At 40.5% G+C, this 11792-nt stretch carries 15 protein-coding genes and 2 pseudogenes; 5 read left to right on the top strand and 12 right to left on the bottom strand.

Translation table 11 applies throughout. The features are described 5' to 3' along the window. Window positions 1-86 precede the first annotated feature (86 nt). From rpoS to I6F53_RS13750, 11 genes are all read right to left on the bottom strand, one after another. Entirely contained in the window at window positions 87-1061 is a 975-nt protein-coding gene (gene rpoS, locus I6F53_RS13800) for an RNA polymerase sigma factor RpoS (RefSeq protein ID WP_166420170.1), read from the bottom strand. Window positions 1062-1096: 35 nt separating this feature from the next. Beyond that, window positions 1097-1921, bottom strand: coding sequence for a peptidoglycan DD-metalloendopeptidase family protein (locus I6F53_RS13795; RefSeq protein ID WP_197239924.1), 825 nt, complete (start codon window positions 1919-1921; stop codon window positions 1097-1099). A 41-nt stretch (window positions 1922-1962) separates the two neighbouring features. Next, on the bottom strand, window positions 1963-2541 hold the full coding sequence (locus tag I6F53_RS13790) for a YqaA family protein (RefSeq protein WP_197239923.1): 579 nt from the start codon (window positions 2539-2541) through the stop codon (window positions 1963-1965). 9 nt (window positions 2542-2550) lie between these two features. Then, complete coding sequence (locus tag I6F53_RS13785; protein ID WP_165728451.1) at window positions 2551-3189, bottom strand: protein-L-isoaspartate(D-aspartate) O-methyltransferase; 639 nt, start codon at window positions 3187-3189, stop codon at window positions 2551-2553. Then, window positions 3179-3943, bottom strand: a complete 765-nt coding sequence (surE, locus tag I6F53_RS13780; RefSeq protein WP_165728450.1) for a 5'/3'-nucleotidase SurE — start codon at window positions 3941-3943, stop codon at window positions 3179-3181. The genes I6F53_RS13785 and surE overlap by 11 nt, the downstream gene beginning before the upstream one ends. Next, window positions 3924-4976 (bottom strand): tRNA pseudouridine(13) synthase TruD, encoded by a 1053-nt coding sequence (gene truD / locus I6F53_RS13775; protein ID WP_165728449.1) that lies wholly within the window; start codon window positions 4974-4976, stop codon window positions 3924-3926. The genes surE and truD overlap by 20 nt, the downstream gene beginning before the upstream one ends. Beyond that, a complete protein-coding gene (ispF, locus tag I6F53_RS13770; RefSeq protein WP_197239922.1) occupies window positions 4973-5470 on the bottom strand; it encodes a 2-C-methyl-D-erythritol 2,4-cyclodiphosphate synthase in 498 nt (165 codons plus the stop codon). The genes truD and ispF overlap by 4 nt, the downstream gene beginning before the upstream one ends. Then, entirely contained in the window at window positions 5467-6168 is a 702-nt protein-coding gene (ispD, locus tag I6F53_RS13765) for a 2-C-methyl-D-erythritol 4-phosphate cytidylyltransferase (protein WP_197239921.1), read from the bottom strand. The genes ispF and ispD overlap by 4 nt, the downstream gene beginning before the upstream one ends. Further along, a complete protein-coding gene (ftsB, locus tag I6F53_RS13760) occupies window positions 6158-6445 on the bottom strand; it encodes a cell division protein FtsB (RefSeq protein ID WP_007584772.1) in 288 nt (95 codons plus the stop codon). The genes ispD and ftsB overlap by 11 nt, the downstream gene beginning before the upstream one ends. A gap of 31 nt (window positions 6446-6476) precedes the next feature. After that, complete coding sequence (locus I6F53_RS13755) at window positions 6477-7118, bottom strand: hypothetical protein (protein ID WP_197239920.1); 642 nt, start codon at window positions 7116-7118, stop codon at window positions 6477-6479. Window positions 7119-7192: 74 nt separating this feature from the next. After that, a complete protein-coding gene (locus I6F53_RS13750) occupies window positions 7193-7672 on the bottom strand; it encodes a DUF2947 domain-containing protein (protein WP_165740820.1) in 480 nt (159 codons plus the stop codon). Window positions 7673-7732: 60 nt separating this feature from the next. Here I6F53_RS13750 and I6F53_RS13745 point away from each other — a divergent pair, with 60 nt between their 5' ends. The 5 genes and pseudogenes from I6F53_RS13745 (at window position 7733) to I6F53_RS13730 (ending at window position 11416) form a co-directional block, all read left to right on the top strand. Then, entirely contained in the window at window positions 7733-7972 is a 240-nt protein-coding gene (locus tag I6F53_RS13745; protein WP_165728443.1) for a DUF1653 domain-containing protein, read from the top strand. Between the two features lie 52 nt (window positions 7973-8024). Next, a complete protein-coding gene (locus I6F53_RS13740; RefSeq protein WP_197239919.1) occupies window positions 8025-8873 on the top strand; it encodes an AAA family ATPase in 849 nt (282 codons plus the stop codon). A 1-nt stretch (window position 8874) separates the two neighbouring features. Further along, complete coding sequence (locus I6F53_RS13735; RefSeq protein ID WP_197239918.1) at window positions 8875-10062, top strand: vWA domain-containing protein; 1188 nt, start codon at window positions 8875-8877, stop codon at window positions 10060-10062. Window positions 10063-10259: 197 nt separating this feature from the next. After that, a pseudogene (locus I6F53_RS20640) lies at window positions 10260-10376 on the top strand (endonuclease/exonuclease/phosphatase family protein); the annotation flags it as partial. Between the two features lie 221 nt (window positions 10377-10597). Then, the gene (locus I6F53_RS13730) at window positions 10598-11416 is read left to right on the top strand and encodes a DUF2971 domain-containing protein (RefSeq protein WP_197239917.1); all 819 of its coding nucleotides are present in this window, start codon (window positions 10598-10600) and stop codon (window positions 11414-11416) included. A gap of 148 nt (window positions 11417-11564) precedes the next feature. Here I6F53_RS13730 and I6F53_RS20855 read toward each other — a convergent pair. Further along, a pseudogene (locus I6F53_RS20855) lies at window positions 11565-11645 on the bottom strand (transcriptional regulator); the annotation flags it as partial. Window positions 11646-11792: the final 147 nt, after the last annotated feature.

Below are 11792 nucleotides of genomic sequence, written 5' to 3'. Positions count from 1 at the left end.
TATCATCTGATTTACAAGCATAAAAAAGCCGAAGAATAAATTCTTCGGCTTTTTAACACACATAGTCTTTTAAATTATTTAAGCAGTTACGAAAACTGATTAAACAAGCTATCTGTACTTAAACCTTCTTGTTGCAAAATGTCTTTTAGACGACGTAATGCTTCTACCTGAATTTGTCTTACACGTTCACGTGTTAAGCCTATTTCGCGGCCTACATCTTCAAGTGTAGATGGCTCGTAGCCAAGCAATCCAAATCGACGTGCTAACACTTCGCGTTGTTTAGGGTTCAATTCACCTAACCAATCTACAATGTGCTTATTAATATCATTGTTTTGTACTTCGCCTTCAGGGCCAGCACTTTTTTCATCTGGGATGATATCAAGTAAAACACTGTCGTTTTCACCACCAATAGGCATATCAACCGATGCTATTCTCTCGTTTAAACGTAGCATTTTAGTTACGTCTTCTACGGGTCTGTCTAGGCAAGCTGCAATTTCGTCAGCTGTTGGTTCATGGTCAAGCTTTTGAGTTAATTCACGCGCTGTACGTAAATAAACGTTAAGTTCTTTAACTACATGAATAGGTAAGCGAATGGTGCGAGTTTGATTCATAATGGCACGTTCAATTGTTTGACGTATCCACCATGTAGCGTAAGTTGAAAATCTAAAGCCGCGCTCAGGGTCAAATTTTTCAACTGCGCGGATTAAACCTAAGTTACCTTCTTCAATTAAATCGAGTAGAGCCAGGCCGCGATTGTTGTAACGGCGTGCTATTTTAACAACTAAACGTAGGTTACTTTCAATCATACGTTTGCGTGAGGCCTCACAACCTCTAAGTGATTTACGAGAAAAAAACACTTCCTCTTCAGCGCTAAGCAAAGGAGAAAAACCAATTTCGCCTAAATATAATTGAGTTGCATCAAGGTTTTTAGTGACTTCTTCTTTTGCAAATATTTCATCGTCTTCTACTTTATCAAGTAGAGTAGTGCTTCCATCTGTGGCGGTGTCATCAAAATTTTCGTCAGTCGTGTTATTTTTGTCAAGTTTTGCTGCGCTAGCCATAAGCCTTCTCCCGAGCAATTATCAATACCTAAAAATTAGGGTAGGTATTTAGCAGGATTGACAGCTTGCCCTCGGTAGCGAATTTCAAAACGAAGCGCGGTGACCGGAGATTCTGAATTACCAATTTCTGCTATTTTTTGTCCTGCCTTAACCTTCTGCTTTTCTTTAACAAGTAATTTCGAGTTATGTGCGTAAGCACTTAGATAATCATCATTATGTTTCAATATGATTAAACTACCGTACCCTCGAAGAGCGCTACCCGCGTACACCACCGTTCCTTGTGCCGCGGCTAAGACTGAAGCCCCTTTGCGATTAGTAATCTGTAAACCTTTATAACCGTTTTCCTTATTAGAAAAGCGTTTGGTAATTTTGCCCTTTGCAGGCCAAGACCACTTAACTTTACTGCTCGACAAACGTTTAGTATTACTAACTTTGTTACTGGCTTGTTTCTGAACATACTCTCGTTGTTTTGGGGGATCAAGCTCTTTCTTTAATATTATGTTATTTTTTTGTGTTTTTTTTGTAGGCTTTTTACTCGAATTCGTATATTTTTCATCCCTTTTAATTTTTTTAGGCTTGGGGATTAAGGAGATGTTTTGCCCTGGAAAAATGGTGTAAGGTGATGGAATTGAGTTGTTTTTTGCTAGTAACCTAAAATCCTGCCCGGCACTAAAAGCGATAGAATAAAGCGTATCTCCTCTTTGTACTTTATAGTTACTTCCATTAATGTTAATAGTATGACCTAAATCGTTAACATTATTATTTAGGCTGCTAACAGGCGCAGGAATATGGCGAGAAGAACAACCAAAGAGAAAAATACTAATAAATATAGTCACATACAGTAAAAACTGTTTATTCATTGTATTTTTCTCCCAAATCAGACAATTGATATTTTTAACGCTTAACGCAATAAAATGTACGCTAGTGCAATTAATATCACTAATCCCCAACCAAGTATTTCAATATACTGACGTAATTTTTCTTCCATTTTAGCCCCGCCCCACTTCATTAAAGCTGAAACTAAAAAGAACCGTGCACCGCGCCCAATAGCTGATGCGAATAAAAATGGCAAAAATGCCATTTGCAAAACACCTGCGCCAATCGTAAATACTTTATATGGTATCGGCGAAAAACCAGCTAAAAACACAACCCAAACACCGTAATCTTTAAACCAATTGAGTGCGATATCAAACTTTTCTTGCCAGTGCATTTGTGCAATTAATGGCTCAACAACAGGTTCGAATAACCAAAAACCGAGTAAGTAGCCAATTATGCCACCAAAAACCGACGCTATTGTGGCAAAGCTTGCAAAGCGCCATGCTTTTTTAGGTTGCGCAAGCGACATAGGTGCAAGCATTACATCGGGTGGTATTGGAAAAAAAACTGACTCTGCAAAGCTCATTGCAGCTAAATAACGTTCCGCATGACGGTGTTTTGCCCACACGAGGGCCATATCGTATAACTTGGTAAACAACTTCAAAATGAATTCCTATTCAATATCGCCAGGTACTAGCGGCACAAATCTAACGGGAGCAATAACATGCTCTTTATAATTATCGCCTTTGCGGATAACCATTATTAATTTTTGATCACTCTCACCAATTGGGGCTAATAACACGCCGCCATCGGCTAACTGATCAAGTAAGTCTTGCGGTACTTTAGAGGCCGCTGCAGTCACTATAATACCATCAAACGGTGCTTGTGATTGCCAGCCTTGCCAACCATCGCCATGCTTCATGGTTACATTATATAAATCGAGTTGCTGCAACCTGCGTTTTGCCTGCCACTGAAGTGTTTTAATACGTTCTACCGAGTAAACCTTAGTAAACGTTTTAGCTAATATTGCAGTTTGATAGCCAGAGCCAGTGCCAATCTCCAATACTTTATCGCGTACACCAGCTAAGCGGAGCAACTCAGTCATACGCGCTACTATATAAGGCTGAGAAATAGTTTGCCCTTGCCCAATAGGTAACGCTGTATTTTCATAGGCTTTGTGTTTTAGCACATCATCTATAAAAATATGGCGAGGAATGTCAGCTATTGCACTGAGTACTTGTGTATCTTCAACGCCTTCACGCTTTAGTAAGTCAGATAACGCTTTTGCACTACGAGTATAGTTAGCGAGCACGATTAATCTCCAAATCGGCTAACCAGTCTCCTACTGCTTTTAAGCTATCTTTTGCTGTCATATCAACACTTAATGGCGTCACCGATGCATAGCCATTGTTAATAGCGTGAAAATCGGTCCCTTCTCCTGCATCGCTTTCAGTCCCTAGCGATCCATACCAATAAATATCACGACCCCAAGGATCTGTTTGTTTGGTCATGGTTTCGGCTTTATGACGAGCGCCTAGGCGTGTTACTTGCACCCCTTTTAATTCACTTAATGGAATGTCTGGCACATTAATATTTATTATTTGATCTTTTGGCAGCGGGTGCGAAGCCAAGCCTTTAATAATATTTACGGTAACCGCAGCGGCTGTTTCAAAATGCTCGCCCTTATGTGAGCAAAGCGATACTGCAATTGCAGGTAAGCCCAAATGGCGACCTTCAGTTGCAGCTGCAACAGTGCCAGAATAAAGCGTGTCGTCGCCTAAATTGGCACCATGGTTAATGCCTGCAACAACAAGATCGGGTTTTTCATCAGCTAACTGGTTTACACCTAAATGTACGCAATCTGTAGGCGTGCCATTAACCGACATAAAACCATTTTCGAGCGTTGTAGCTCGCAGCGGGTTCATTAACGTTAAAGAATTACTTGCGCCACTACAGTTGCGATCAGGTGCAACAAGGGTTACATCTGCAATTTGTATAAGCGCCTGATATAAAACTGCAATACCTTTAGCATTTACGCCATCGTCGTTACTTAACAGTATCTTCATTTATGCCATTATCCTTTTCTTTGCGCTCTCGTGGGCTTGCATCTGTGTAATCCACCAGCTCGCGTAATAATGCAGTTGCAAAACACCCTTTAGGCAAACCAAAACTCAGTTTTAAACTGGTTTCATCTATGGTCTCAACCGTTAAGTTTTGCGGAATTAAACGCAGCATTCTGCGCTCATTTTTAAGACCTAGCTCACCTAAGCCATCGCACCATGCTTGATATGGTTCGAGCCATACTTTCTCTTGCTCGGTTAAGCCTTTTTCACTTTTACCTACCATAGGTGCCGACATCATAATATCGCCAGTGGCTAGTCGCTCTATGTTTTCGTCGTTAATTGCATCTTCAAAAAATGCGTTACTGCCGCTAAGCATAAATACTTCACGGTGCATTGTTTTAGCTAAACCATGCTCTTTAACACGCAGGCTTACTAACTGATTAAACACATGTGAGCGCGCTGCTGAAATAATAATACCGCGCAGTTTTTTATCGCGAATACGCTCACCGGCAAACATTTTTTCAGCCATTACTAAGTTATGACCGCCATGCCCAAAACGTTGTTCGCCAAAGTAATTTGGCACACCTGCGCGCACGGCATTAATACGGCATAGAATATCAAGGGGCTTGGTTACATTACGCAGCGTAATAGTAAATTTATTACCTTTGTGGCAACCCGTACGTAATTTACGGTCGTGGCGCTGTTGCGACACAATAAAAATACTCTCGCTATTTAAATCACTAAAATCGATAGGCTTTTTAATCGGTACTTTTACACTAAACCACTGTGAGCATACTCCGTGACGATCTTTCATGCCGGCGTAACTTACGTCTCTTGGTGACACACCCGCACGTTGTGCAATTAGCTTTGCAACGTATTGCGTATTTTCGCCTTTTTTAACCACCTGCAAACACACGTGTTCGCCACTGCCGGTAAATTCTATACCTAGGTCTTCATCAACCATAAAGTCTTCGGCAGTGGTTTTAAAATCTGCCTTAGAAAGCGGTGCACCGTATAAATAATTTAAATCGCTCATGCGCTTTTTGTACTCGTAAACTCTTTACTCATAATAACCACTGCATGGCTCGAAATACCCTCTTTACGCCCTTCAAAGCCTAGCTTTTCGGTAGTAGTGGCTTTAACGTTAATTTGCGAAAGGTCACAATTTAAATCGCAGGCTAAATTAGCGCGCATAGCTTGAATGTGTGGCAGCATTTTAGGCGCCTGAGCAACAATAGTTACATCGCCATTGCCAAGTACATAACCTTGCTCTTTAGCCAAGCCAACTACATGGCGAAGTAAAATACGGCTATCGATATTTTCATACTCGCTTGCCGTATCTGGGAAGTGCTTGCCAATATCACCCATTGCAAGGGAGCCTAAAATAGCATCGCATAATGCATGAATAGCCACATCACCATCTGAGTGCGCTAAAAAGCCTTGTGGATAATCAATTTTTTCACCACAAATAGTTAACGGGCCTTCGCCGCCAAATTTATGTACGTCAAAACCATGGCCAATTCGAATCATAATGCACTCTCGTTTTGTTGTTTATGTAGTAAAAACCCAGCCAAATCTAAATCCTCTGGCGTGGTTATTTTAATATTATCGCTGCGACCTGCTACAAGCTTTACTGGCTTACCCGCCCATTCAATTGCGCTGGCTTCGTCTGTAATAGTTGCCCCACTTGCTAACGCATTTTGTAATGCATCTCTAAGCTCGTCATATTTAAAAAACTGCGGGGTAAGTGCTTGCCATAAATCATCGCGAGGTACAGTTTGTTCGCTGTACTCGTGTCCGCGTTTTATGGTGTCTTTTACTTTGCTAGCTAAAATACCACCTTCATCAGCGCGTATACATTCATCAATTAAACGCTCTATATCACTAATATTAACTAATGGGCGCGCAGCATCATGTACTAACACCCACGTAGGCGGGTTAGGTGCTAAAAAAAGTAAGCTATTGAGTACTGAATCTGCTCGCTCTTTTCCACCACTGGTTCGCACAATGCGCTTATCAAGCAGTGGGAGTTCGTCAAAATAGGGGTCGCTGTCGCTAAGGGCAACAACAATAGAACTTAATTGGGGTAATTGAGAAAGTTTAGCTAAGGTATGCTCTAAAATAGTTTTACCCGCTAATTGTATGTATTGCTTAGGCGCATTGTGCTGCATTCTACTGCCAACACCCGCTGCAGGAACAATTGCAGCAATAGTCTGTTTATTTGTCATATTGTTTGCCCGGTAAAACACGAATAAATGTTTCGTCCGGTTTAATCATTCCCAATTCGTTGCGTGCACGCTCTTCAATGCCTTCTTGGCCAAGCTTTAAATCTTCAATATCTGCTTTAAGCACTTTATTTCGTTTAATGAGCTTTTCGTTGGTTTCTTGATGCGATGCTACAGCACCTTTTAGCCGTGTGTAGTCTTGTAAGCCATTATGACCAAACCATAATCTGTATTGTACAAACAGTGCTAAGCACAGTAAGCCAACTTGAAAAATACGCATTTAACACTCCTTATTTTAAATTCCAAATACCTTAACTTTCATACGCTAAGGGGCGCTTTAAATTGCGCCAATTAATACTACCCGCTAAAAGCATTTCACGTTGTGATAAAACCCGTGGCATACAACGCTTCGAAAATTGCCACTGATGCCCGCAACATGCAGCGGTTAAACTCACTTTACTTGGCTTTATTAACTGAGCATTTTGCTGCTCTAATCCATTTCCTAAAAAATCAAACCAACCTAGCTCGTTGCAATGCAGCTTATTTTCACCTAACTGATCAATGCTGTCTATTCTAAGGCGCACCTGATCGTAACCATGTAATATAACGGGCACTATAAGCCCCACTTTGGCATACGTTTGATAAAAAAGTTCATTAGCGTGAACATTCACATCGGGTGGAGTCGGTTTTTGCTTTTCAAGCCACGTCCCGTTTTGTGCATCAAGCGTAAAAGGCGTGTCGCCATTAGCTACTAACGTTGCCGCTCGCTCAATATAATAAGGTAGGCTTTTTAACTGGCGGCGCAATTTCTCGGCATTAGGCTCTGCAACTAATCGCTGAACCTCACGCTGATAAAACGCATTACACAATTGTGCATACAACACTTTTTGTGCATCAGTTTGCCAAATTTCAACTTGCTGCTGAGCACCAAGTGACTGATTTTTAGCGACCAATAGCTGTACTCAAAAATATTCAGGTAAATGTTTTATAACACAGTATTGAATGTTTTTTAAGCGCAGCGCACTATTTAAGCGCTTGGCTTTTCACCTAATTTTGCTTTACCTGATTCTAAAAATTGCACAACCGTATTACGCTTTTTACCAATCAGCAAACTGCCATCGGCTAAAAACATAAAGTTTTGCCAATTGCGTTTAAATACATCAAACGTCGTTTCGATAATATTATCGCGCGCCATACAAAAATAAACCGTGGTATTAGCTTCCCAATCTAAAAAAGTTAAGATTGCTTCTGGTGGTTGCGCATCGCCATTTTCCCACGCATCTTGCCAATCTACTTCTTGGCTAAAGCTTTTTTCTTGTCCACACCAATCGGTGTCTTCAAAAAAATCTGGGTGATCAAACTCACGGCTCACCATGGTTGTCCAAAGTACGGCTGCACGCTCATCGCCCATAGGCTTTATTTTTGCTGCGTCTTCATCAGATACAGGTAAATCTTTGTGGCGAAAAACCCACGCCTTTTTGTAATCATCTAGCGAAATATAGTTCATAGTGTTGGCAAATTAGTTAACATTAAAAGTGCAAAGCCAAATTATACAAGAGATCAAAACATGACTACAGCAATAAAACCACTTTCCCTCAAACCAGGTATGTACCAACACTACAAAGGGCCGCAATACAAAGTTATTCACGTTGCCACCCATAGCGAAACCGAGGAACAACTTGTGATTTACCAAGCACTCTATGGTGAATTTGGAATCTGGGCACGTCCACTTAGTATGTTTTTAGAAACCATTGAAAAAGATGGAGAGGTCATACCGCGTTTTGCCTACCTTGGACCTGCCGTTTAACTATGGCATTATAACAAAATAACTTACTCCTCAGACCAGACAAGGGTACACCGTGCAATTTAATTCTACTGACAATTACATCGCAAGCAGCTCGCTAAAACAGGCAGTAAATGCGGCCATTATGCTTGAAAAACCACTTTTAATTAAAGGCGAACCCGGCACAGGTAAAACTATGCTGGCTGAGGAGTTAGCTAAAAGCTTAGATACAGTACTTATTCAGTGGCATATAAAATCGACTACTAAAGCGCAGCAAGGCTTGTACGAGTACGATGCGGTTTCGCGCCTGCGCGACAGTCAATTAGGTGACGAGCGTGTACACAATATTGGTAACTACATTGTTAAAGGTAAGCTTTGGCAAGCATTTACTCATGCAGAACTACACGGTAAACGCCCAGTGCTTTTAATTGATGAAATAGATAAAGCCGACATAGAGTTTCCAAACGATTTACTACTTGAGCTTGATAAAATGGAGTTTCATGTTTACGAAACTAATGAGCGCATTGTAGCCAAAGAGCGCCCTATTGTGATCATCACTTCTAATAATGAAAAAGAATTGCCAGACGCATTTTTACGCCGCTGCTTTTTTCACTATATTGATTTTCCTAGCAGCGATGAAATGCAGCAAATTATTGACGTGCACTACCCTAAGGTTAAGCAAGATTTAGTACGCCAAGCACTCGAAGTGTTTTTTAACCTGCGTGACGCAAACGGCCTTAAAAAGAAGCCATCCACCAGCGAATTACTCGACTGGCTTAAATTACTAATGGCTGAAGACATAGACGCTAAAACACTGCACGACAAAGCTAAAAAAGGTGGCTTAATGCCTATGTTTGGCGCATTACTTAAAAATGAGCAAGACATCAGCCTAATCGAAAAGCTCGCATTTATGAGCCGTCGTTAATATGTTAGTACAGTTTTTTTTCACGCTGCGTAAATACCGTTTACCGGTAAGCCTGCGCGAGCTACTCGATTTAATAAACGCCTTAAAAAAAGGCGTTATATTTGCCGACGTAGACGCCTTTTACCATTTAGCACGCACCATAATGGTAAAAGACGAAACGCACTTTGACCGATTCGACAAAGCCTTTAGCGACTATTTTAGTGGTATTGCTGACCTCGATTTGCTCGAGAGCTTAAAGCAACAGCACAACTTACCTGAAGACTGGCTACGTAAAGAGTTTGAAAAAAACTTAAGCGATGAAGAAAAAGCCCAACTTAAAGCTATGGGCGGACTCGATGAGCTTATGAAAACCCTAAAAGATCGTTTAGAAGAGCAACAAAAACGCCACGCAGGCGGTAATAAATGGGTTGGCACTGGCGGCACATCACCTTTTGGAGCATACGGCTACAACCCCGAAGGCGTGCGTATAGGACAAGACGGCAACCGTAACCGCCAAGCGGTAAAAGTGTGGGACAAACGAGAATACAAAAACCTCGACACCGACAGAGAAATTGGTTCGCGCACAATTAAACTCGCCCTTAAAAAACTACGTAAATTTGCCCGCACTGGCGCAAGCGACACGCTTGATTTAAACGAGACTATTCGCGCTACTGCAAAACAAGGCGGCATGCTTGATGTAAAAATGGCACCTGAGCGCCACAATGCCGTAAAAGTATTGATGCTGTTTGATATTGGCGGCTCAATGGATGACTACATTCATACCTGCGAAGAATTATTTAGCGCCGCCCACAGCGAGTTTAAACACCTAGAGTTTTACTACTTTCATAACTGTTTATACGAGAACATTTGGCAAGACAACGCGCGCCGCCATTCAAACGTAATAGACACCATGACGCTGATTAATAAATTTACCAGCGACTACAAAGTAATATTTGTCGGCGATGCCACTATGGGTCCATACGAAATAGCCTACCCTGGCGGCTCAGTAGAGCACTACAACGAAGAGCCTGGCAGTGTATGGTTATCACGAGTCACCAACCACTTTGATAAAGTCGCTTGGCTCAACCCACAACCCGTTGAACACTGGCCGTACTATCAATCAATTGGCTTTATAAAAGAGCTAATGAACAACCGCATGTATGCGCTGAGTTTAGATGGGATAAGTAGAGCGATAAAAGAGCTGAGTTAGATGCGAACTAACGACAGTTCAGTTCCTGCAGCGAACCTTCTAAGCGTATATCTGAAACTCTGTTGGGTGGCGCCTTCGGCTTAACCAACCTACCTTTTGACGTAGGTCGGATAAGTGGCGAAGCCACACCATCCGACAATAATAATGATAAATTCACCAGAAACAATCCAACTTACCACGTTAAGCTTTCTTACTAAAATGCCAATCAGCAATCACTAGAAGATAAACCCGAAGAGCTAAAGCATGAAGAAATCCAAGAGCTAGCTATGAGTAAAGTAGATAAGCGAAAAGTGCCGAGATTTGAGAAGAAGTGATAGCTATTAAGCAATGTAGGTCGGATAAGCGAAGCGCCATCCGACACAGTAAAATACCTTGCCAATTATAATCAATATTTTATGTTGTTGACTGGCTGAACTCACAGCCATAAGCGGACGGTGGTACTAACAAATAATTGCCATATATTAGATCCATCTCAATTGTTCTAATAAGTGTTTTATGATAAATTTTTCACAACTAGATGTAAAATTAAGATTTTATGCTTTTCAAATACCTACCAATTGAACGTTTAGATGTTATTGAAAAACTTTCAATTAGGTTCTCTCCATTTAAGTCTTTAAATGACCCATTTGAGTCTTCTCCACTTATTAAAACACAAGAAAACATAGATGGCACTTATGATCGTATGATAGCTAATACCTTAAAGGAAATGGATAATATATGGGAAAGTGCACCTGACGAAGAGAAAACCCCCGAAAATAAAAAGATACTTGAAAATAGTAAAAATAGTTTTGCAAATGAAATCTATAAAAAGACTAATCCTCATTCATTCGGTTTAAGTTTAATAGAGTATTTGAAATATTTGTGTATTTTGTCGCTATCAAGAACAAATTCAAACATATTAATGTGGTCACATTATGCATCGAATCATGAGGGGTATATTATAGGGTTTCATGATTCACATGCTTTTTTAAACCAAAGGAATCTAAGAGGTGAAATAGTAAAGCCCAAGCCTGTTATCTACTCAACAAAACGTCCAATTTTTAATGAAACTAATAATACATGTCTTGAATTATTTTGTAATAAATCAATAGAGTGGTCTTATGAAGAAGAAGAGCGTATTTTCTTAAACCATGTTGATGACCGCCGCTCTTATGGAAAAGATGCCTACGGAATGGACATTGTGCTATCGGATATTCCTATTGAAGCAATATCTAGTATTTATTTAGGTAGTAACTCAAACAAAGATACAGAAGAAAGGATCTTAAATGCTCTTAAATATCACAATATTTCCATACCAGTATTTAAGGCATCGATATCTAAGTCTGAATATGAAATAGAGTTTGAAAAGCTATAAAAAGACCTAGATTACCTAAGATATTACTTTCACACTTTTCTATCGTATTTAGCCAATTTCAATGACCGCTTCTCGCTCTCAGCCGCCACAAGAAAGCAATAGATCGCGTCTTTCTTTTTGTCTTTTAAAATAAATAATCCAAAGGAACTTACAACTTAGCTATATGATTTAGCGTCTCAGGATGACGTTGCACAAGCTTTAGTAATGTAATTGCTTGCCCATTAGGCGCCCTCGCTCTCAATTTTCGAACGTTCTTGCTTATGTATTCTAGATATTTCTGGAATATTCACTATTTCATCGTAAGCGTCTAGCAAAGTGCACCTGCCAGTAACTCGTCAAACCGATTAAGCTATTTCTGAATTTCAATTAGGAGATA

The sequence above is a fragment of the Pseudoalteromonas sp. SWN29 genome (assembly GCF_015864465.1).
Classification (GTDB): domain Bacteria; phylum Pseudomonadota; class Gammaproteobacteria; order Enterobacterales; family Alteromonadaceae; genus Pseudoalteromonas.
This window is presented reverse-complemented; position numbering and strand designations above follow the sequence as displayed.

What these genes read in the sequence shown, in the direction of transcription:
- I6F53_RS13730 (WP_197239917.1), top strand. Translation starts at nt 10,598, where the DNA reads ATGCTTTTCAAATACCTACCAATTGAACGTTTAGATGTTATTGAAAAA.
- rpoS (WP_166420170.1), bottom strand. Translation starts at nt 1,061, where the DNA reads ATGGCTAGCGCAGCAAAACTTGACAAAAATAACACGACTGACGAAAAT.
- I6F53_RS13795 (WP_197239924.1), bottom strand. Translation starts at nt 1,921, where the DNA reads ATGAATAAACAGTTTTTACTGTATGTGACTATATTTATTAGTATTTTT.
- surE (WP_165728450.1), bottom strand. Translation starts at nt 3,943, where the DNA reads ATGAAGATACTGTTAAGTAACGACGATGGCGTAAATGCTAAAGGTATT.
- I6F53_RS13735 (WP_197239918.1), top strand. Translation starts at nt 8,875, where the DNA reads ATGTTAGTACAGTTTTTTTTCACGCTGCGTAAATACCGTTTACCGGTA.
- ispF (WP_197239922.1), bottom strand. Translation starts at nt 5,470, where the DNA reads ATGATTCGAATTGGCCATGGTTTTGACGTACATAAATTTGGCGGCGAA.
- ispD (WP_197239921.1), bottom strand. Translation starts at nt 6,168, where the DNA reads ATGACAAATAAACAGACTATTGCTGCAATTGTTCCTGCAGCGGGTGTT.
- I6F53_RS13745 (WP_165728443.1), top strand. Translation starts at nt 7,733, where the DNA reads ATGACTACAGCAATAAAACCACTTTCCCTCAAACCAGGTATGTACCAA.
- I6F53_RS13750 (WP_165740820.1), bottom strand. Translation starts at nt 7,672, where the DNA reads ATGAACTATATTTCGCTAGATGATTACAAAAAGGCGTGGGTTTTTCGC.
- ftsB (WP_007584772.1), bottom strand. Translation starts at nt 6,445, where the DNA reads ATGCGTATTTTTCAAGTTGGCTTACTGTGCTTAGCACTGTTTGTACAA.
- truD (WP_165728449.1), bottom strand. Translation starts at nt 4,976, where the DNA reads ATGAGCGATTTAAATTATTTATACGGTGCACCGCTTTCTAAGGCAGAT.